The organism is Kitasatospora sp. NPDC059160 (genome assembly GCF_042755465.1).
In the GTDB taxonomy this organism is placed as follows: Bacteria; Actinomycetota; Actinomycetes; order Streptomycetales; family Streptomycetaceae; genus Kitasatospora.
The window spans coordinates 1-20,381 of the sequence record NZ_JBHZCN010000095.1; the positions used below are offsets into that span (position 1 = coordinate 1).

Annotated in this window: 15 protein-coding genes; 6 read left to right on the forward strand and 9 right to left on the reverse strand. The window is 75.6% G+C overall.

What is annotated here, in order from left to right; all coding sequences use genetic code 11:
* Positions 1–5,868, forward strand: a 5,868-nt coding sequence (locus ACFXOZ_RS32180; RefSeq protein WP_380593551.1) for an SDR family NAD(P)-dependent oxidoreductase, incomplete at its 5' end; no start/stop codon positions are given.
* A 48-nt stretch (positions 5,869–5,916) separates the two neighbouring features.
* Here ACFXOZ_RS32180 and ACFXOZ_RS32185 read toward each other — a convergent pair.
* Entirely contained in the window at positions 5,917–6,903 is a 987-nt protein-coding gene (locus tag ACFXOZ_RS32185; RefSeq protein WP_380528028.1) for a GlxA family transcriptional regulator, read from the reverse strand.
* A gap of 71 nt (positions 6,904–6,974) precedes the next feature.
* Between ACFXOZ_RS32185 and ACFXOZ_RS32190 the strand changes: the two genes are divergently transcribed.
* Together ACFXOZ_RS32190 and ACFXOZ_RS32195 are read left to right on the forward strand one after the other, a co-directional pair.
* Positions 6,975–7,649 carry an HD domain-containing protein gene (locus ACFXOZ_RS32190; protein ID WP_380528032.1) on the forward strand — a complete coding sequence of 225 codons (675 nt, stop codon included), beginning with the start codon at positions 6,975–6,977 and terminating at the stop codon, positions 7,647–7,649.
* 48 nt (positions 7,650–7,697) lie between these two features.
* Positions 7,698–8,120 (forward strand): RidA family protein, encoded by a 423-nt coding sequence (locus tag ACFXOZ_RS32195; RefSeq protein WP_380528037.1) that lies wholly within the window; start codon positions 7,698–7,700, stop codon positions 8,118–8,120.
* Between the two features lie 56 nt (positions 8,121–8,176).
* Here the strand turns inward: ACFXOZ_RS32195 and ACFXOZ_RS32200 are convergent, their stop codons facing one another.
* The 5 genes from ACFXOZ_RS32200 to ACFXOZ_RS32220 all read right to left on the reverse strand — a co-directional run bounded on the left by ACFXOZ_RS32200 (position 8,177) and on the right by ACFXOZ_RS32220 (position 12,855).
* Positions 8,177–8,962, reverse strand: a complete 786-nt coding sequence (locus ACFXOZ_RS32200; protein ID WP_380593552.1) for a hypothetical protein — start codon at positions 8,960–8,962, stop codon at positions 8,177–8,179.
* Positions 8,963–9,118: 156 nt separating this feature from the next.
* Positions 9,119–9,940 carry a thioesterase II family protein gene (locus tag ACFXOZ_RS32205; protein ID WP_380593553.1) on the reverse strand — a complete coding sequence of 274 codons (822 nt, stop codon included), beginning with the start codon at positions 9,938–9,940 and terminating at the stop codon, positions 9,119–9,121.
* The gene (locus ACFXOZ_RS32210; RefSeq protein WP_375893178.1) at positions 9,937–10,776 is read right to left on the reverse strand and encodes a BTAD domain-containing putative transcriptional regulator; all 840 of its coding nucleotides are present in this window, start codon (positions 10,774–10,776) and stop codon (positions 9,937–9,939) included. The genes ACFXOZ_RS32205 and ACFXOZ_RS32210 overlap by 4 nt, the downstream gene beginning before the upstream one ends.
* Positions 10,777–10,903: 127 nt before the next feature.
* The gene (locus ACFXOZ_RS32215; RefSeq protein ID WP_380593554.1) at positions 10,904–11,992 is read right to left on the reverse strand and encodes an alpha/beta hydrolase; all 1,089 of its coding nucleotides are present in this window, start codon (positions 11,990–11,992) and stop codon (positions 10,904–10,906) included.
* Positions 11,989–12,855 (reverse strand): 2-oxo acid dehydrogenase subunit E2, encoded by an 867-nt coding sequence (locus ACFXOZ_RS32220; RefSeq protein ID WP_380528054.1) that lies wholly within the window; start codon positions 12,853–12,855, stop codon positions 11,989–11,991. The genes ACFXOZ_RS32215 and ACFXOZ_RS32220 overlap by 4 nt, the downstream gene beginning before the upstream one ends.
* A 335-nt stretch (positions 12,856–13,190) precedes the next feature.
* Here ACFXOZ_RS32220 and ACFXOZ_RS32225 point away from each other — a divergent pair, with 335 nt between their 5' ends.
* The 3 genes from ACFXOZ_RS32225 (at position 13,191) to ACFXOZ_RS32235 (ending at position 16,952) form a co-directional block, all read left to right on the forward strand.
* A complete protein-coding gene (locus tag ACFXOZ_RS32225) occupies positions 13,191–14,885 on the forward strand; it encodes an AAA family ATPase (protein ID WP_380528059.1) in 1,695 nt (564 codons plus the stop codon).
* Between the two features lie 163 nt (positions 14,886–15,048).
* On the forward strand, positions 15,049–15,831 hold the full coding sequence (locus ACFXOZ_RS32230) for a BTAD domain-containing putative transcriptional regulator (protein WP_380528064.1): 783 nt from the start codon (positions 15,049–15,051) through the stop codon (positions 15,829–15,831).
* A gap of 128 nt (positions 15,832–15,959) precedes the next feature.
* A complete protein-coding gene (locus ACFXOZ_RS32235) occupies positions 15,960–16,952 on the forward strand; it encodes an aldo/keto reductase (protein ID WP_380593555.1) in 993 nt (330 codons plus the stop codon).
* 86 nt (positions 16,953–17,038) lie between these two features.
* On the opposite strand, the gene ACFXOZ_RS32240 is transcribed toward ACFXOZ_RS32235, so the two are convergent.
* The 3 genes from ACFXOZ_RS32240 to ACFXOZ_RS32250 form a co-directional block, all read right to left on the reverse strand.
* Positions 17,039–18,493, reverse strand: coding sequence for a DHA2 family efflux MFS transporter permease subunit (locus ACFXOZ_RS32240; protein ID WP_380593556.1), 1,455 nt, complete (start codon positions 18,491–18,493; stop codon positions 17,039–17,041).
* Between the two features lie 393 nt (positions 18,494–18,886).
* Positions 18,887–19,111, reverse strand: a complete 225-nt coding sequence (locus ACFXOZ_RS32245) for a ferredoxin (protein WP_380528075.1) — start codon at positions 19,109–19,111, stop codon at positions 18,887–18,889.
* A complete protein-coding gene (locus ACFXOZ_RS32250) occupies positions 19,108–20,307 on the reverse strand; it encodes a cytochrome P450 (RefSeq protein WP_380593557.1) in 1,200 nt (399 codons plus the stop codon). The genes ACFXOZ_RS32245 and ACFXOZ_RS32250 overlap by 4 nt, the downstream gene beginning before the upstream one ends.
* Positions 20,308–20,381: the final 74 nt, after the last annotated feature.

Consider the following 20,381-nt stretch of genomic DNA (forward strand, 5'->3'; position numbering starts at 1 on the left):
GCCCCGGCGGCAGCCGGGCCGGGCGCGACCCCGCTCGCGGACCGCCTCGCGGCCCTGCCGGAGTCCGAACGCGCCCTGCTGCTGGTCGAGTTGGTCCGCACCGCCACTGCCGCGGTGCTCGGGCACGGCGGACCGCAGGCCGTCGAGCAGGACCGCTCCTTCACCGAGCAGGGCTTCGACTCGCTGGCCGCCGTCGACCTGCGCAACCGGCTGAACGCGACCACCGGCCTGGCACTCTCCAGCACCCTGGTCTTCGACCACCCGAGCCCGGCGGCGCTGGCCGCCCACCTGGGCGACGCGCTGCTGCCGTCGGTCCCCGGCGTCGGCGAGGACCGGGCGGAGGACCGGTCGGCGAATCGGTCGGCGGAGCCGCCGGTCGAGGCCGCCGACGACCCGATCGCCATCGTCGGAATCGGCTGCCGCTACCCCGGCGGGGTGCGCTCCGCCGAGGAGCTGTGGCAGCTGGTCGCCGACCGGGTCGACGCGGTCGGCCCGTTCCCCGAGGACCGGGGCTGGCGCCTGGACCGGCTCTTCCACCCGGACCAGGAGCGGCCCGGCACGTCCGCCGCCCGCGAGGGCGGGTTCCTCTACGACGCCGCCGACTTCGACCCCGCCTTCTTCGGCATGAGCCCGCGCGAGGCGCTGGCCACCGACCCGCAGCAGCGGATCCTGCTGGAAACCGCCTGGGAGGCCGTCGAGCGGGCCGGCATCGACCCGGGCGCGCTGCGCGGCAGCCGGACCGGCGTCTTCGTCGGCGTGATGTACGACGACTACGGCTCCCGGCTCAGCCAGGCGCCCGAGGCGCCGGAGGGCTACGAGGGCTACCTGGTCAGCGGCAGCGCCGGCAGCGTCGCCTCCGGCCGGGTCTCCTACGCGCTCGGACTGGAGGGCCCGGCCGTCACGGTGGACACCGCCTGCTCCTCCTCGCTGGTCGCGCTGCACCTGGCCGCCCAGGCGCTGCGCAGCGGCGAGGCCACCCTCGCCCTGGCCGGCGGCGTCACCGTGATGGCCACCCCCGCCACCTTCGTCGAGTTCAGCCGCCAGCGCGGGCTGGCCCCGGACGGGCGCTGCAAGCCCTTCGCGGCCGGAGCCGACGGCACCGGCTGGGCCGAGGGCGCGGGCGTGCTCGTCCTGGAGCGCCTCTCCGACGCCCGCCGCAACGGGCATCCGGTGCTGGCCCTGGTGCGGGGCACGGCCGTCAACCAGGACGGCGCGTCGAACGGCCTGACGGCGCCGAACGGCCCCGCCCAGCAGCGGGTGATCCGGGCCGCGCTGGCCGCCGCCCGGCTGACGGCGGACGGCGTGGACGCGGTCGAGGCGCACGGGACGGGCACCCGCCTCGGCGACCCGATCGAGGCCCAGGCCCTGCTGGCGACGTACGGGCAGGGGCGCCCGGCCGGGCACCCGCTGTGGCTGGGCTCGATCAAGTCGAACATCGGCCACAGCCAGGCGGCGGCGGGCGTGGCGGGCGTGATCAAGATGGTCGAGGCCATCCGGCACGGCCGGCTGCCCGCGACCCTGCACCTGGACGCGCCCTCGCCGCACGTGGACTGGACGGCCGGCGCGGTGGAACTGCTCGCCGAGGCACGGGAGTGGCCGGAGCTCGACCGGCCGCGCCGGGCGGGCGTGTCCTCCTTCGGGATCAGCGGCACCAACGCGCACGTGATCCTGGAGCAGGCGCCGGACACCACCGTGCCGGCTGGGACCACTGCTACCGCTGCGACCGAGCCCGCCGCGCCGGTGGCCTGGCCGGTGTCGGCGCGCACCGAACCGGCGCTGCGCGACCAGGCGCAGCGGCTGCTGGCCTTCGCCGCCGACCTGCCCGAGGAGCAACTCGCCGCTGCGGGCGCCGCCTTGGCCGCCACCCGGACGGCCTTCGAGCAGCGCGCGGCGGTGGTCGGCGGCTCCCGCGCCGAACTGCTCGACGGGCTGCGGGCGCTGGCCGCCGGGACGGACTCCCCGGGCCTGCTGCGCGCCGCCGCCCGGGGCGGCCGGACGGCCTTCGTCTTCACCGGCCAGGGCAGCCAACGCGTGGGCATGGCACAGGAGTTGTACGCGACCCACGCGGAGTTCGCGGCCGCCCTCGACGAGGTGTGCGCGGCCTTCACCCCGCACCTGGAACGGCCGCTGCGGGAGGTCCTGTTCGAGGACACCGGCCTGCTGGACCGCACCGCCTACACCCAACCCGCTCTGTTCGCGGTGGAGTTCGCCCTGGTGCGGCTGCTCGCCCACTGGGGGGTGCGGCCGGACGCCGTGCTCGGGCACTCGATCGGCGCCGTCGCCGCGGCCCACACCGCGGGGGTGCTCACCCTGGCGGACGCCGTCGCCCTGGTCGCCGCGCGCAGCCGGCTGATGGACGCGCTGCCCGCCGAGGGCGCCATGCTCTCCTTCCGGGCCTCCGAGCCGGAGGTCCTCGCCGCGCTGGAGGGGTACACCGAGCGGGTCTCGGTGGCCGCCGTCAACGGTCCGCGGGCCACCGTCGTCTCCGGTGAGGAGGACGCCGTGCTCGCGGTCGCCGCCCGGCTCGCCGCGACGGGGGCCAAGGCTCGCCGGCTGACCGTCAGCCACGCCTTCCACTCCCCGCTGATGGACCCGATGCTGGACGACTTCCGGGCCGCCCTCGGCGGTCTCGCCTTCGGCCGTCCGACCGTCCCGTTCGTCTCCGACCTGACCGGCCGCCCGGCCGGTCCGGAGGAGACCGCCTCGCCCGACTACTGGGCCCGTCACGTGCGCGGTACCGTCCGGTTCGCCGACGGCGTCCGGGCGCTGCGCGGGCTCGGCACCGTGCGCTACCTGGAGATCGGGCCGGACACCCTGCTGACCGCCCTGGTCGAGGACGTGCTGGCCGAAGGGCCGCAGGCCCCGGAGAGCCCTCGGGATCCGCAGCACCGGCAGGACCCGCAGGACCCGCCCGCCGTCACGGCGGCGGTGCTGCGGCGCGGGCGCGGCGAGGCGGCCACCCTGCTGCGGGCCGTCGCCGCCGTGCACACCGCGGGCGGCAGCGTCGACTGGCCCGCCGTGCTGGGCGCGGCCGGGGCCCCGCACCCCGGCCTGCCGACCTACCCCTTCCAGCGCACCCGGCACTGGCTCGACGCCCCGGCCCCGGCGGGCGACGTGCGGGCCGCCGGGCTCAGCACCGCCGGCCACCCCTTCCTCGGCGCCGCCGTCGACCTCGCCGACGGCACCGGGACGGTCCTCACCGGCCGCCTGGACCGGCGCGAGCACCCCTGGCTCGCCGGGCACACCGTGGCCGGCGCGACCGTGCTGCCCGCGACCGCCCTGCTCGACCTCGCCCTGCACGCGGGCCGCACCGCCAGGCTGCCCGTGGTCGCCGCACTCGACCTGGAGGCCCCGCTGCTGCTGCCGGCCGACGGAGCGCTGCGGCTCCAGGTCGCGCTGGACCGGGCGGACGACGGCGGCGAGCGGGCCGTGCGCATCCATGCCCGGCCCGACGGCGCCGCCGAGGAGCCCTGGACCAGGTACGCCACCGGCGTGCTCGCGCCCGCTCCGACGGCGCCCGCCCCGACGGCGCCGGTTCCGCCCGCGGGCAGCTGGCCGCCGCCCGGCGCCCGGCCGGTCGGCGTCGAGGAGCTGTACGCCGCCCTCGACGCCCACGGCCTCGGCTACGGCGGCGCCTTCCGCACCGTCACCGCCGCCTGGCAGCAGCCCGACGGCACCCTGTGGGCCGCACTCGCGGGCCCCGCCGAAGGAGCCCTTGACGGCGACCTTCGCTTCGCCGTGCCGCCCGCGGCCCTGGACGCCGCCCTCCACCCCTGGGCCCACGCCGGACTGCCGTCCGACGGGCGCACCACCCTGCGACTGCCCGCCGCCTGGCGCGAGGTCCGTGCGTACCGGGCCGTCCCCGCCGGAGCGCTGCGGGCCCGGATCGCGCCGGACGGGGAGCACCGCGCCGCCGTGACCCTCTACGACGCTGACGGCGCCCCGCTGCTGCACGCGGCCGCCCTCGAACTCGCCGAGGTCCCGGCCGGGCGGTTCGGTGCCGCCCGCCCCGCCGACCCGCTGCTCGTCCCCGGCACCCGCCCGCTCGCCCTCCCGGCGGCCCCGCGCCCGGCGGCCCTGGTGGAGAGCCCGGCCGACCTGACCGGCCCGGTGCCGCCGGTCGTCCTGCTGCCCCTGCCACCGCTCCCGGCGGACCGTCCCGTGCCCGAGCAGGTGGCCCACGCCACCGGCTGGGCCCTGACCGCCCTGCGGACCTGGCTGACCGGGCGCCGGTACGAGGCCTCCCGTCTCGTCGTCGTCCTGCCCGCCGCGGCCGCGGGCGGCCCGGCGGCGCTCGCCGCGGCGGCGGCCGGCGGGCTGGTCCGCTCCGCCGCGGCCGAACACCCCGGCCGCGTCCTGCTGGTGGACACCGACCTCCCGGCCGACCGCCTCGCGGAACTCCCCGCCGTGGCCTGGCCCGAGGACGAACCGCACCTCCTGCTGCGGGCCGGGCGGATCCTGGCCCCGCGCCTGACAGCGGCGGCTGCTGGAGCCGCACAGGCCGGCGCGACCGGCGAGCCCCGGGCGACCGGGGCGTTCGGTCCCGGGAGCGTCCTGGTCACCGGCGCGTCCGGCGCGCTGGCGGCGGTCCTGGTGCGGCACCTGGTGGCGGCCCACGGGGTGCGCGGGCTGGTGCTGATGAGCCGGAGCGGGCGGGTGGCGCCCGGGCTGGCGGAGGAACTGGCGGCCCTGGGGGCCGTGGCGGTCCCGGTCGCGGGCGACGTGGCCGATCCGCAGGCCGTACGGGCCGCGCTGGCGCAGGCGCCGGACGGCCTTCCGGTCACCGGGCTGGTGCACGCCGCCGGCGTCCTGGACGACGGGCTGGTCGAGGGCCTGACGGCGGAGCGGGTCGCCGCCGTGCTGCGGCCGAAGGTCGACGGCGCCTGGGCGCTGCACGAGGCGACCGGGGAACTGCCGCTGCACGCCTTCGTGCTGTTCTCCTCGGTCGCCGGAGTGCTCGGGACGGCCGGGCAGGGCTCGTACGCCGCCGCGAACTCCTTCCTCGACGCCCTCGCCGGGCACCGCCACGAACTCGGCCTGCCCGCGCTGTCCCTCCCGTGGGGCCTGTGGGAGGGCGAAGGCATGGGGGAGGCCCTGAGCGCGGCCGACCGGGCCCGGATCGCCCGGACCGGGATCGCCCCGCTGCCCGCCGCGAGCGCCCTCGGGCTGCTGGACGAGGCCCTGGCGGCCGGCCGTCCGGTGGCGGTCGCGGCCCGGCTGGCGGCACCCGGGGCCGGCGGGCCCGGCACCGGACCGGCGGCCGCCCTGCGCGAGCTGCTCGGCTCCCGGCCGACGGGCGCCGCCCCGGCGGCGGCCCCCGCCCTTCCGGCCCCCGCCCTTCCGGAAGGCCGGGACGTGCTCGCCGGGCTCCCCCCGCAGGAACGCGGCCGGGCCGTCCTGGACCTGGTGCGCCGTTCGGTCGGCGAGGTCCTGGGCCACGCCGACCCGGCCGCCGTACCGGTGGAGCGGGGGCTGCTGGACCTGGGCCTGGACTCGCTGACCGCGGTGGAACTGCGCGGCCGTCTGGGCACCCTGCTCGGGCTGCGACTGCCCAGCACGCTGCTGTTCGACCACCCCACCGCCGCCGCCCTGGCCCGCCACCTCACCGCTCTGGTGGCCCCGGCGGAGGACCGCACCGGGCCGGCCGGTCTCGACCAGGTCGAAGCGACCCTGGCCGAACTGACGGCCGGGGCGGCGGGAGCAGCCGGAGCGGGCGAACTGGACCAGCTGGCGGCCCGGCTCCAAGCAGCCCTCGACCAGGTCCGCGCCGCCCGCGCGGCGAAGCCGGACGCCGACTTCACCGACCGACTGGAGGAGGCCGACGGCGACGCCCTGTTCGACCTGATCGACCGTCAACTCGGCTTGTAGTCAAGGGGGAAGGGCCTGACTCCGGCCGGCGCCGGGCCCTTCCCGCTCTCATCCCGCAGTCGCGCACGGGGCCGCCGGTGAACCGGCCGGACCGTGCGGGGTCGAGCGGGTGAAGGTGCGGCGGTAGGCGGTGGGGGTGGTGTCCAGGGTGCGTCGGAAGTGCAGCCGTAGGTTGGCCGCCGTGCCCAGCCCGCAGTCCCGCGCCACCTGGTCCACCGAGCGCTCCGTGGTCTCCAGCATCTCCCGTGCCCGGCCGATCCGGGCGTTGAGCAGCCACTGCAACGGGGTCGTGCCCGTCTCCTCGGTGAACCGGCGCATGAAGGTGCGCTGCGAGAGGCCCGCGTGCCGGGCGAGCACGCGCAGCGTGAGCGGCTCGCCGAGCCGGTGCAGGGCCCAGCCCCGGGTGCCGGAGAGCGAGGCCTCACCGGCCACCGCGACGGGAGCCGGCACGTACTGGGCCTGCCCGCCGTCCCGGTGGGGGGCGGCGACCAGAGCGCGGGCGATCCGGTTGGCCGCCTCCGCCCCCAGGTCGCGGCGCACGATGTGCAGGCACAGGTCGATGCCGCAGCACACCCCGGCCGAGGTGAGCACGTCGCCCTCGTCGACGTAGAGCACGTCGCGGTCGACCGTGACGGCCGGGAAGCCCCGCTCGAACTCGTCGATGTGCTTCCAGTGGGTGGTGGCGTGCAGCCCGTCCAGGACGCCCGCCGCGGCCAGTGCGAAGGCGCCCGTGCAGATCGACACCACGCGCCTGCCCCGGCCATGGGCTTCGGCCAGGACGTCGAGCACGGCGTCCGGCAACGGGAGGAGCGGTTCGAATCCCGGCACGACCACGGTGTCGGCGGCCCGCACCTGCTCCAGACCCCCGTCGGCGACCAGGGCGAAGCCCGCACTGGTGGCCACCCGCGCGGTGGGCGCGCACAGGGTCATCTCGTAGGGGGTCTCCGGCCGGCTGGAGAAGATCTGCGCCGGGATCGCCAGGTCGAGCGGGGTGACCCCGTCCAGCGCCAGGACCGCGACTCGATGCACCGTCATGGCAGGATCCTAGCGAAGTATGGAAATTTTGCCTCTCACCAGGTCAGGGGCGTCGCGGCCAGGCTGAGCCCATGACCGGACCCACCCACGAGGCGACCGCCGACCTGATCACGCTGCCCGGCACACCGCTCGCCGACGCCGTCGTGAACCTCATCCGGCCGGTGGAAACGCCGTCCGTCTTCAACCACAGCATCCGCAGCTACCTGTTCGCCCGGCTGGTGGCCGACCGCCTCGGCCTGGCCGCCGGCCACGACTACCAGGACGACCTGTTGTTCGCCGCGTGCGCGATGCACGACCTCGGCGTAGCGGCGGACGGCCCGCACAGCCAGCGGTTCGAGGTCGAAGGCGCCGACCGGGCCGCCGCCTTCCTGACCGACCGCGGGGTCCCCGCCGCCGAAGCCGACCAGGTCTGGCAGGCCATCGCCCTGCACACCTCCCCGGGCATCGCGGAACGCCGCGGCACGCTGTGCCTGCTCGTCCGCGAGGGCGTCGCCCTCGACTTCGGCCGCTCACCGGGCACCGACCGCCTCGACGCCGTCACCGACGAGCAGGCCGACGCCGTGCACGCCGCCTACCCGCGGCTGGACATGATCCGCGCCCTCACCGACGCGATCGTCGCGCAGGCCGCGAAGGACCCCGGGAACGCACCCCGGTACACGATCCCCGGCGAACTCCTGCGCGAACGCGAGACCTTCGGCCGGACCCGGCTGGAGCACACCGGCCGCTCGTCCCGCTGGCGCGACTGACCCCACCGGACCCACCACTCCCGTCACCGAGGAAAGGCAAGCACCGCCATGACCGTCCACACCGTCGAGGTCCCCGAGGACAACGCAGTCTTCGGGCAGACCACCAGCGCCTTCGCGGGCTTCGGCTACTCTGCCGCGGTCCGCGCCCACGGCCTCCTGTTCATCGCCGGAACGATCGGCCGCCGCGCCGACGGAACCATTCCGGACGGCATCGAGGAGCAGACCGGGATCGCCCTCCGGAAGATCGAGGAGATCCTCCGGCTGGAGGGCCTCGACATGTCCGCCCTCGTCGACGTCACCAGCTACCACGTCGACATCCACCAGCACCTGCCCGGCTTCGTCGAGGCCAAGCGGCGCCTCGTCGAAGCCCCCTACCCGACCTGGACGATCATCGGGGTGAGCGGCCTCGCCAGCCCGGGACTCCTCGTCGAGATCCGCGCGACCGCCGCGTACCCCGCCGCACCCCGGTAGACCCGCACTCCTGGGCCCGCTCCCGGGCCCAGGAGCCCGCCACCGGCGGAGAGCCCCTATTCCCGGCGTGCTGCCTCCCCGGCCCCGCCCGCGGTCCGAGCGCGTCGTCGACGGTCGGGCCAGGGGTAGCCGAGCTGGTCGGCGAACGCCTTCGAACCTCCGCAGACCTCGGCGGCCTCGCGGGGATCCTCGGCCGTGAGACGCGCCTCAAGGCGTTCGGCCTGGTCGGCCGGGTCGTCTCCGGAGATCGCAACGGTCATCCTGAACTGGAGCCAGGGGCGGCCCTCCCTGATCGCGGACCGGCCGGGATGGAACAGGAAGACGGTGATCCGGTCGGGTTCCCAGGGCCAGGCGGAGACGCCGTCCAGCTCGCAGTCCCACGCCGCCGGCCAGTCGGTGTGCTCCCGGAGCCGCTCTTCCAGCAGTCGGGCGACCGTTCGGGCCGGCCACTCCCAGCTGCGGTCCGTCGTGGCCCGGTGGGTCTCCGCCTCGTACTGATCGGCGTCGAAGCGGAACTCCGGGAGATCGACCTCCTCGGTGACCGGGTTGCGCCAGCCGCTCCAGACCACGTGCTGCCCTTCGCGCCTGATCGTCACGTAGACCGCACCGCAGCACCCTTCGGTGCACCCGGCCTCGGCCAGCCGAACCTCACGAGGGACGTCGGTCGCATGCAGCGGCGCGCTCGGGCCCACCAGGTAGCGAGGATCCTCTGCGGGCCCCTCGTCGAACACGTCGGTCAGGACGTCCCGCCCGTCGACGACCGGTCGGCATTCGGCGCCGGCCCTGGTTCCGAGTGGTGGCACGACGATGCGGAGGGACAGCCGATGCGGTTCTGTGGTCATCGCCTGATGGTCGCGGAGTCATCAGCGGTTGTCAGCCGGGTTTCTGCTCGGGGAGAAGCCTCCGGCTCCCGGCTCCCGGCTCTGGCGGGAACGGCGGAAGCCGGAGTGGGAAGTCGGCGGGGTCGACTTCCCACTCCGGCGGGGCGCGGTGGGTGGTCAGCGGCGGGCCGTGGTGAGGCGGTCGTCGAGGAGGGCGAGGAGTTCCTGCCGGCGTCCGTCGAGGTAGAAGTGGCCGCCGGGGTGGATCCCGAGCTCGAAGCCGGCCGTGGTGTGGCGCTGCCAGGCGGCGGCCTCGGTGGGGGTGACCCAGGGGTCGGCGTCGCCGATCAGGGCGAGGACGGGGGTTGCGACGGTGACCTCCGGGCCGGCGAAGTAGCCGCCCACGGCGGCGAGATCGGCGCGGACGGCCGGCAGGATCATCTGGAGGGCCTCCTCGTCCGCGAGCAGCCGCGGGTCGGTTCCGCTGAGGTCCCGCAGGTGGGCGGCGAGGGAGCGGTCGTCGGTGAGGTGGGCGTACTCGCCGTCGCGCCGGGTGGAGGGGGCACGGCGGCCGGAGACGGTGAGCAACTCCGGGGCGCGGCCGTCGCGTTCCAGTCGGCGGGTGAGTTCGAAGGCCAGCAGGGCGCCCATGCTGTGGCCGAACAGGGCGTAGCGGCCGTCGCCCACGGCGGCCCGGACGGCGGGCGCGGCCAGGTCGGCGAGCCGGGTGAGGTCCGCGACGGCGGGCTCCCGGTAGCGGTCCTGACGGCCCGGGTACTGCAGGGCCAGCACCTCGACGTCCGGCCCGGCCGCGGCGGCCCAGGGTCGGAAGACCGAGGCCGAGCCGCCGGCGTGCGGCAGGCAGAGCAGGCGCAACGGCGGGTCGGCCGAGCCGGCCGGGGCGGGGGTGCGAGGGGTGCCGGGGCCCCCGGAGGTGCCGAACCGGCGCACCCACAGGGAGCTGTCGACGGAGGCGGAGACGGCGGCCGCGGCGCTCACGCCGCCGCCCGCCGTTCGGTCCGGTCGGCCTGGTCGCCCGGCTCGGCGGGCCCGGAGCGCTCGCCCCACTGCGGGCGGAGCAGGTCGAGCCGCCGGTCGGACAGCAGGATCGCCCGCTGCACCTCGCGCAGCGCCCGTCCGGGCTCGATGCCGAGTTCGGCGGTGATGGTGCGGTGGGCCGCGCGGTACACCCGCAGGGCGTCCGCCTGCCGCTCGGAGCGGTAGAGGGCGATCATCAGCTGCCGGTGGAAGGCCTCGTGCAGCGGGTGCTCGGCGACCAAGGAGTAGAGCCGGCCGATGAGTTCGCGGTGGCGCCCGGTGGCCAGGCCGGTCTCGACGTGCATGCCGACGCACTCCAGCCGGGCCTCCTCGGCCCAGGTGGTGAAGCCCTCCAGGACCGGCCCGGAGCGCAGGTCGCCGAGCGCGGGGCCGCGCCACAGGGCGAGGGCCTCCTCGAAGGCGGCGGCGGCCTGTTCGGTGCGGCCGTCCCGGGCGGCGGCCCGTCCGGTCTGCATCAGGTGCTGGAAGTCGTCGGAGTCCAGCCGGTCCTCCGGGCCGAGGCGCAGCACGTACCCGGGGGACTGGGTGACGATGGCGCTCTCCGGGCGGCCGTCGGCGAGCAGCTTGCGCAGCCGCGAGATGTAGACGTGGATCGCCGCCAGGTGGCGTCGGGGCGGGGCGTCCCCCCAGATCTCGAAGCCGAGTTGCGGGACGGGCACCACCTCGTTGGCGCGGACCAGCAGGGTCGCGAGCAGCACCTCCATGTTCCGGGCCTTGACGGCCGAGGTGCCGTGCTCCGTGGTGACGTGCAGGCTTCCGAGCAACTGGTATCTCACCGTGGGCCTCCTGAGGGCGTGTCGTCCGGCTCAGGGTGTCCCACGGGGGCCGTCCGCGCATCAGCGGAACTACGTACGTACGTGCGGACGGCCCCGGTGCCGCTCCTCCGTTCCCTGCCGCCCGTCGCTAGCGCCGGTCCAGCGCGCGCAGTTCGGCGCCGAGGGCGAGCCGGCGGTCCAGCGGGCCGCCGCTCATCCGCAGCACCGTGAGCAGCGTCCACAGCCGGGTCTGCGGGAAGAACCGGGGCGAGCCGTGCACGTCGTCGTGCACCCGCAGGCGCAGGCTGCGCAGCGAGCGCCGCAGCCGGTCGGTGTCGGAGGGCGGGATGATCTCGTCCCGGGCGCTGGCGACCAGGGCGACCGGGACGTCGACGGCGCTCAGCCGGTCCGGGTCCAGGGCGAGCGGGGCGAGGGCGTCGAACACCGAGCCGGCGTCGGTGCGGGCGAGGTGGGCGAGGGTGTCCACGGTGACCCGGGGAACGGTGGCGTGCCACGCCCGGTCGGTGAAGAAGTCGTGCACCGGCAGGCCGGCGCCGACCACGCCGCGGATGCGCGGGTCGCCGAGCGCGGCGTGCAGCGCCAGGTTGCCGCTGAAACTGAGCGCCAGCGCGTACGTCCGTGCGGTGTCGGCGCGGTCGGCGACGGCGTCCAGGACGGCGGGCAGCAGGGCGGGCGCCGTCAGGTCGTACGGCAGCGGGTTCTCGCCGACGCCCGGCATCTCGGTGACCACCCCGGCCAGGCCGAACTCGGCCAGCTGGAGCAGGACCGGCGCCCACTGCTCCTTGAGGCTGATGATCCCGCCGGACATCAGCAGCAGCGGTCGCGGCTGCTCCGCCGACAGCCCGCCCGCCCAGGCGGCGACCGGACCGGCCGCGGTGGGCACCTCGATCCGTTCGATGCCGGGGAAGTCGGCGGCCCAGCGGGCGAACACGTCCCGGGCGCGCTCCTCGGCCTCCCGGCGGGCCGAGCCGGACGGGTAGGGGAAGCGGGCCATCGTGTAGTAGCGGCCGGCCTCCAGCAGCCTGCCCTCGCGTTCCAGCCGGTCGCCCGCCTCGGTCCAGCGGCGCACCCAGGAGCCGGGGCCGCCGTCGCCGTCGTCCACGACACCGTCCAGCACGGCCCCGTACCGGTCGGGGGTGATGCCCTGGGAGGTCGCCTGGGCCACCACGAACTGCTTGAGTTCGGCGAGGTCGTTCGCCGGGGGGCGGCCGGTCATGCCGTCGCCTCCGAAGGGACGGGCGTGCCGGCCTGACCGGTTGTCGCCTCGCCCGTCGCCCCGCCAGGCGCTCCGTCGTCCCCGGGAGCGGGCCACTCCTCCAGTGCGGCCCGGATCTCGGTCAGGACGTCCGCCGCCTCCGCGCCGTCGATGACCCGGTGGTCGAAGGCCAGGCTGAGCCGGAACACCGGCGCGGCGACGATCGCGCCGTCCCGGACCACGGGGCGCTCGACGATCCGGCCGACGCCCAGGGTGACGGTGGTGCCGCCCACCGAGTGGAAGCCGTCGACCGGCCGGTGGCCGAGCGAGGTGACCGCGAAGGTGCCGGTGATCAGCGGGCGCAGCCGCAGGTCGCGGGCCGCGCGGGCGAACCGCAGGCGGCCGCGCAGCCAGGACAGCCGGTGCAGGGCGCGGATGCCGGCGAACTCGGGGAGCTCGGCCGGGTCGCCGTCCAGCACCCGGTCCAGCCGGCGCTGCACCTCGGCGAGGCCGGCGGTGTGCGGCTCGGGGACGACGGTGGACAGCACCACCCGGGTGCCGCCGAGGGTGCGGTCCAGGGTGACCTTGCCGGACACCGTCGGGAACGCGGCCACCCGGGGGCGCGGGCCGCCCCGGTAGGCGGAGTTGGCCGCCGGGTGGCGGGCCAGCACCCCGCCCGCGGCCACCAGCAGGTAGCCGACCACCGAGCGGCGCTGTCCGGCCGCGCGGGCCGCGGCCCGGTCGGCGAGCAGCCGGGTGGCGTCCACCTCGGTGTCCAGGAAGACCGGGGAGAAGTCCCGGATCGCCTCCAGGAAGTACAGGGTGTGCCGCCGTTCGCGCGGCGGCGGTGCGAGCCGCGGATCGGCTCCGGTCGGACTGGTCATGACGGGCCCCTCGGGTCGGATCGGTCCGGTCGGTCGGTGGTCACGGGCCGGACCGGTGGAGGGGCCGAGCCTGGCGCACGGCGCCAAACAGGTTCTGAAACGCGAGCTCCGCAGCGGTCGCCGGAGCGGTCGCGGGAATCGTGAAATCCTTGTTTCGTCCGGCCAGTTGATCGGTGTTCGAAGCTACGATCGACCGAGGTTGGGGGGATCCGCCAGTTCCGCCCGCCACGGGGGAGGGGGAAGGGGCAGCAACCGTGATCGCAGTCCAGCAGACCCGAGACATCCGCGAAGCCCGAGAAGCCCGGGACGATCGAGAGGCCCGAGAGACCCGCGTCGTGACCCGCGACCGTGCCCGCACGGACACCGTCAGACGCGCCGAACTGAACCAACTCCAGTCCGTCCTCGACGAAGTGGCCAACGGCCGGCAGCAGGTGGTGGAGCTCGCCGGAGACCCGGGCAGCGGCAAGTCCCGCCTGCTCACCGCGCTCGCCGAGGAGGCCGCCGCCCGCGGCTTCACCGTGCTGCGCGCCCTGGCCGACCCGGCCGAACAGGGCATGGCCGGCAGCCTGTTCGTGCAGGTCCTGCGCGCCTGGATCGGCCTTGCCGACCGGGCCGGGCTGCGCGACGAACTGCTCGCGGTGATGCGCCGGATCGCCGGGTCGGTGGACCCGGCGGGCGGCTGCCCGGTCCCGGAGCGCCTCTGCGCGCTGCTCGAACAGCACACCTGCCGGGGCCTGTTGATCGTGCTGGACGACGTCCACGCGGCCGACCCCGGCTCGCTCGCGCTGCTCGACCGGCTGATCCGCTGGCCGGTGCGCGCCCCGCTCGCGCTGGTGGTCGCCCACCGGCCCCGGCAGGCCCCGCAGGGGCTGCTCGCGGGCCTGGCCCGCGGCAGCCAGCTCGGCACCACCCGCCGGATCGAGCTCGGCCGGCTCGACCTGGCCCGGGCCGCCGAACTGCTCGACCTGCCCGCCACCGACCCCCGGACGCGCGCCCTGCACCGGGACGCCCACGGGAACCCGCTCTACCTGCTGGCCCTCGCCAGGGTCTGCCCGGGCCGGCTCTCCGGCCGCCCCGAGGGCTCGCTTGCGGACCTGCGGGGCCTGCCGCCGGACGCCGCCCTGCCCGACCGGCTGGCCCGCCACCTGGTCACCGAACTCGCCGTCCTCGGCCCGCGCCAGCGGCTCGTCCTCGCGGCCGCCGCGGTGCTCGGCACCGAGCTGGACCCGCACGGGGTCGCCGCGGTCGCCGGCACCACCCAGGACGAGGCCTGCCGGATCCTCGACGAACTGCGCCGGCTCGACCTGCTGCGACCGCTCGCCGGCAGCCCGCACAGCGGGTTCCGGCACCCGCTGGTGCGCTGGCTGGTCTACGACGGCGCCGACAGCTGCTGGCGCGCCGACGCCCACCGCCGGGCCATCGAGCTCCTCACGGCCCGCGGCGCCCCCGCCGACCGGCTCGCCCCGCACATCGAACGGGCCACCCCCGGGCTGGACCCGCGGGACGCGGCCGTGCTCACCGCGGCCACCCGTACGGCGCTGCGCACCGGGGACACCGAACTGGCCGGGCACTGGCTCGGCGCGGCCCTCACCGCGCTCGGCCGCGGGGGCCCGGCCGACGACCGGGTGGCCGGCCAACTGCTGGCCGCGGCGGACGAGATGGCGGCCCGCACCGGATCGCGCGCCCTGCTCACCGAGGCCACCGTGCGGCTGGGCGGCGAGGACCGCCCCGACGGGGCCGACCGGGCCGGGTCCGGCCGTCCGCCGGGAGGCGCCCCGCCGCCCGCGACCGGCGGGCCGGCCGGGGCCGGTCCGTACGGCAGCCCGACCCTGGACCTGCTCACCGGGCGGGAACGGGAGATCGCCGAACTCGCCGGCACCGGGCTGCGCAGCCGCGAGATCGCCGACCGGCTCGGGCTGAGCGCCCGTACCGTCGAGGTGCACATCGCCCGTACCTACCGGAAGTTGGGCATCGGCTCCCGCGCGGCGCTGGTCCGCCTGGTGGTCGAGGAGCACCGCCGGGCGTCGTGACCGGGGCCGGTCCGGGCCCGCCCGGGCCCGGACCGGCCTCCGGGAATAGCCGTCCACCAGGGGCTGTTGAGGCGCTGGACGGCCGCCGGCCGCCGACCGCGGTCGCGCCGGTGCGCACGGCGCGGAGGGCGGTGGGCAGGGTGAGCGCGGAGGAGGAGCACCGGTGAGGTACGAGGTACTCGGGCCGCTCAGGGTCGGCGACACGGACGGCCAGGTCGTCATCACGTCCCGCAAGACCGAGACGGTGCTGGCCGTCCTGCTCGCCCGGATGGGCCAGGTGGTCTCGGTGGACGACCTGGTGCGCGAGCTGTGGCCCGCCGATCCGCCCCAGCGCGCCCGGGACGCCGTCTACGTGTACGTCTCGCAGCTGCGCAAGCTGCTGACCCGCCCCGGCGAGCCCGATCCGGTCATCACCCGGGCGCCCGGCTACGTCCTGTGGACGCCGCCGCGGGCCGTCGACTTCCAGGCCCTCCAGGAGCAGCTGCCGACCGCCAGGGCGATGATGCGCGAGCGGCGGTACGAGGAGGCCTGCGAGCTGCTGGAGCGGATCGTCGCCCTGTGGCGCGGCCCGGTGCTGGCCGGGCTGCAGGCCGGTCCGGTGGTCAACACCTTCGCGGCCTGGCTCCAGGAGCTCCAACTGGAGTGCAGCGAACTGCTGGTGGAGTCCAAGCTGATGCTCTCCCGGGACCGCGAGGTGGTCTCCCAGCTGCGCTGCCTGATCCGCGAGCACCCGTTGCAGGAGAGCTTCTACGCCCAGCTGATGCTGGCCCTGTGGCGCTCGGGCCGGCAGGCCGAGGCCCTGGGCGTCTACCACTCCGCCCGCGACACGCTCAACCGGGAGCTCGGCCTGGAGCCGGGCTGCTGGCTGCGCAACCTCCAGCGCACCATCCTGGAGGTGCGCGGCGAGGGCCCGGCCCGGCGGACGCCCGCGGCCGTACGGGCCTGACACCGCCCCGTCACCGGCACTGCTCCGCCACCGGAACCGCCCCGCCACCGTTTGGGTGCGGTTTAGCCCCCTTCGGCACGCTTGGGGGAGGCAGTACCGGAACCCCGAGCGATGACGGAGCGATTCGAGTGAACGATGTCCCCACCCGCCGCCTGGGCGGTCTGGAAGTCGGTGCCCAGGGGCTCGGCGCCCTCGGCCTGAGCGAGTTCTACGGCCCGACCGATCCCGAGCAGGCCGTCGCCACCATCCGTCGGGCGCTCGACCTGGGGGTCACCCTGATCGACACCGCCGACGTCTACGGGCACGGCCTGAGCGAGGAGTTGGTCGGCCGGGCGGTGGCCGGCCGGCGCGACGAGGCGGTGGTGGCCACCAAGTTCGGGGTGCTGCGCACCGGCGACGGGATCGGGCAGGCGGTGCGCGGCGACGCCGCCTACGTGCGGCAGGCCGCCGACGCCTCGCTGGAGAGGCTCGGGCTGGACCACATCGACCTCTTCTACCCGGCCCGGATCGACCCCTCGGTGCCGATCGAGGAGACGGTCGGCGCGCTGGCCGAGCTCGTCCGGGCCGGGAAGGTGCGGTACATCGGGCTCTCCGAGGCGGCCCCGGAGACCATCCGCCGCGCCCACGCCGTGCACCCGCTGGCCGCGGTGCAGACCGAGTGGTCGCTGTTCTCCCGCGAGCTGGAGACCGAAGTCGTGCCGCTGGCGCGTGAGTTGGGCATCGGCATCGTGCCGAACGCGCCGCTCGGCCGGGGCCTGCTCACCGGGCGCTACCGGGCCGCCGAGGTGTTCGGGCCGACCGACTTCCGGACGGTCGCCCAGCCGAGGTTCACCCCGGAGAACTTCCCGGGCAACCTCGCGCTGGTCGACCGGCTGGAGCCGCTCTCCATCGAACTCGGCGTATCAGTCGGTCAGTTGGCGCTGGCCTGGGTGCACCACCGGGGCGAGGACGTGGTCCCGATCCCGGGCACCCGACGGATCGACCACCTGGAGGAGAACCTCGCCGCCGCGACGCTCGCCCTCGGCGCCGAGGAGCTGGCGGCGATCGAGGCCGCGGTGCCCGCCGGGCAGGTCGCCGGTGACCGGCTCACCGAGTTCAGCCGGCAGTTCGTCGACCGCTGACCGGCTGCCCGAGCACCCGCACCGCACGAACCCGCGCGCACCGGACGGACCCTCGGGCCCGTCCGGTGCGCGCCGCTGTCCGCCGGTCAGGAGGCCACCGGCTCGCCGCTGTCCTGCGGGCTGACCTCCTCCAGCACCGGGGCGGCCGCGAAGGCCTTGGGCCGGCCGGGCAGGAGCAGGCCGACGGCCACGATGACCGCGGTCATCGCCAGCTCCCACCAGAAGGCGGTGGAGTACGCGTCCCGGACCGAGTCGCCGTTCGCGACCCCGCGCTGGACCAGCAGCGCGACCAGGGCCACGCCGAAGGAGCCGCCGACCTGGTTCAGCGACAGCATGGTGCTGGTCGCCCCCGAGGTCTTCTCCAGCGGCACGGTCCGGTAGAGCGAGGCGAGCGTGGGCGCGCCGACGCAGCCCAGGCCGAGGCCCGAGACCAACGCGTAGACTCCGAGCACCAGTTGGCCGGTGGTCCCGGAGGACAGCGCGTTGCCCAGGGTGCCGAGCACCACCAGCGCGGCGCCGACCGGTACCAGCAGGTTGGCGCCGACCTTGTCGCTGAGCCGCCCGGCCAGCGGCATCCCGAGGAAGGTGCCGACCCCGAAGGGCGCCAGCAGCAGCCCGCTGGCCATCAGGCTCTGCCCGTGCACCTGCTGCTGGTAGAGCGGCAGCAGGACGTACAGCGAGAACACCGCCGCGCCGGTGAGCGCCATCGCCACGACCGCGGCCGTGAAGCCCTTGTTGGCGAGCAGGCGCACGTCGATCAGCGGGGTGCGGCGGGTGGTGAGCGCGTGCACCACGAAGCCGGCCACCAGCGCCACCCCGACCAGCAGCGACACCAGCACGGTGGGGGAGCCGAAGCCCTCGTGGGCCGTCTGCGACAGCCCGTACACCAGGACGGCGAAGCCGGGGCTCAGCAGCACGGTGCCGAGCACGTCGAAGGTCGCGCGCTCGCCCTCGGCGGGGACGTCGGCGGGAACCACCTTGAACGAGAACACCAGCGCCGCCAGCACGATCGGCACGTTCACCAGGAACAGCCAACTCCAGTGCAGGTTGTCCGCGATGACCCCGCCGAGGATCGGGCCGATCACCGGGCCGAGGGTCATCGGCAGTGCCAGCAGGCCCATCACCTTGCCCAGCCGGGCCGGGCCGGCCGCGCGGGCGGTGAGCGTCATCATGACCGGCTCGATGATGCCGGCCGCCACGCCCTGGAGGATGCGGAAGGTCACCAGCGCGCCGATGTTCCAGGACAGCGCCGAGGCGACGGCCGTCACGGTGTAGAGCACCAGGCCGAACACCCAGACCTTCTTGCCGCCGAAGTGGTCCACCGCCCAGCCGGTCACCGGGATGGTCGCGGCCACCGCCAGCAGGTAGCCGGTGATGACCCATTCGGCCGTGGTGAGCGTGGTGTGGAAGTTGTCGGCCAGCGGGCTCAGTCCGACGCCGACGATGGTCGCGTTCAGCGTCGCGGTGACCGATGCGAGCGCCATGACGACGATCAGCTTGACCAGCGGACCGTCCAACCGATTCTCGGCCGATTGCGTCATTTCAGTCCTTAGCGATAGCAGGGGAGGAGAAAACGGAGGCGGGGGCGGTCGCGATTTCGCGTGGCGCCCCGTGGCCGCGGAATGCGATGGGAGGAATTCCGGCGGAGCGGCGAGTGGCCCCCGGCCCGGGAGGCCGTCGTAGCGGAAGGGCCGGCGTCCCGGAACCGGCTTCCTGAGAACGGGCGTTCAGAGAACCGGCGTGCTGAAAGAGCGTATAAACAAGTCAGGGTCGGCGGCCATCACCCCTTAGACACCGTTAAGGCCGTCGGCCCGGAATGCGGGCCGACGGCCTTCGGCGGGGCGCCCGGCCGCCGGTCGGGCATCGGTGACCTGCGGAGACGCCCCGCCGGCCGGGAGTCGGGAGGGTTCCCGGCGGCTTTAGGTCCTGCCCGCTCAGGACGGTTCCGGTCGGGCGGCCTCCACGGTCAGGGCCCGGGCCGGGCAGAGCTGGTGGGCGAGCCGGACGTCCTGCTCCCGCTCGGCCGCGGGCTCGGGCTCCAGCAGGGTCACCAGCCCGTCGTCGTCGTGCTCGAAGACGTCCGGCGCGGTCAGCACGCACAGGCCCGCGCCGATGCAGCGGTCCCGGTCGGTGGAGACCCGCACCCCGGCCCCGCTCACCAGGCCACCGGCAGGCGCTCGACGCTCTGCATGGTGCCGGTGCGGCGCATCACCAGCTCCTCGGACGGCACCGCCAGCCGCAGCCCGGGCAGCCGGCGGACCAGCGTCTCGAAGGCGATCTCCAGTTGCAGCCGGGCCAGGTTCTGCCCCAGGCACTGGTGGATGCCGTAGCCGAAGGTCAGGTGCTGGCGGCTGGCCCGGGCCAGGTCGACCTCGTACGGCTCGGCGTGCACCCGGTCGTCCCGGTTGGTCATGGTGGAGGAGACCACCAGGCCGTCCCCGGCCTTCAGCACCAGTCCGTCGATCTCGATGTCGTCGGTGATCCAGCGCACCCCGGCGAAGTCCGTCACCGCGGTGATCCGCAGCAGTTCCTCGATCGCGATGGCGGCCGGCACCACGCCGTCGCGCAGCGCCGCCAGTTGCTCCGGGTTCTCCAGCAGGGCCAGCACGCTGATCGGGATCATCGAGGAGGTGGTCTCCAGGCCCGCGATCAGCAGCACCATGGCCAGCTGCACCACCTCGTCGTGGGTCAGCTCGCCGCTCTCCACGTGGGCCACCAGCCGGCCGACCAGGTTCTCGTCCGGCTTGCGCTCCTGGGCCGTCACCAACCGGTCCAGGTAGCGGACGAGTTCGGCGGCGGAGGCCTCGGTGTGCTCCGGGTCCCGGCCCTGCATGACGCCGGCGGTGGCGGTCTGGAAGAAGGCGTGGTCCTCGTACGGGATGCCCAGCAGCGCCGACATGACGAGCGAGGGGATGGGCGCCGCGAAGTGCTCCACCAGGTCGGCGGGGGAGCCGAGTTCCTCGATCCGGTCGATCAGTCCGTTGACGATCCGCTCGATGTCGGGGCGCAGCGCCCGGGCGTGCTTGAGGCTGAACTCCGGGTTGAGTAGCCGTCGGTGGTGGTGGTGGACCGGCGGGTCCTCGCCCACCAGCACCAGTTTGCGGGCGGCCGGCGCGCCCAGGTGCGGGGCCATGGTGGGGTAGGCGTCGTAACTGCGGTCGGAGGACAGCCGCTCGTCGGCGAGCAGCCGGCGGGCCTCCGCGTAACCGGTGATCAGCCAGACGCGGCGGTCGTCCCACAGGGTGACCTGGTTGATCGGGCCCCGCGTGCTGATCTCCCGGTAGACGTCCGGTGGCTGGTAGGGGCAGGAGCGGCGCACCGGGAACGACGGTGCTTCGACGGAACTGGCGGACAACGCGGCCTCCCGGTCGGATTTCCCGGAACGGTTTTCCGGGGGGAATTCTGGTTGCTCCGGCGCATGCTAGTTCC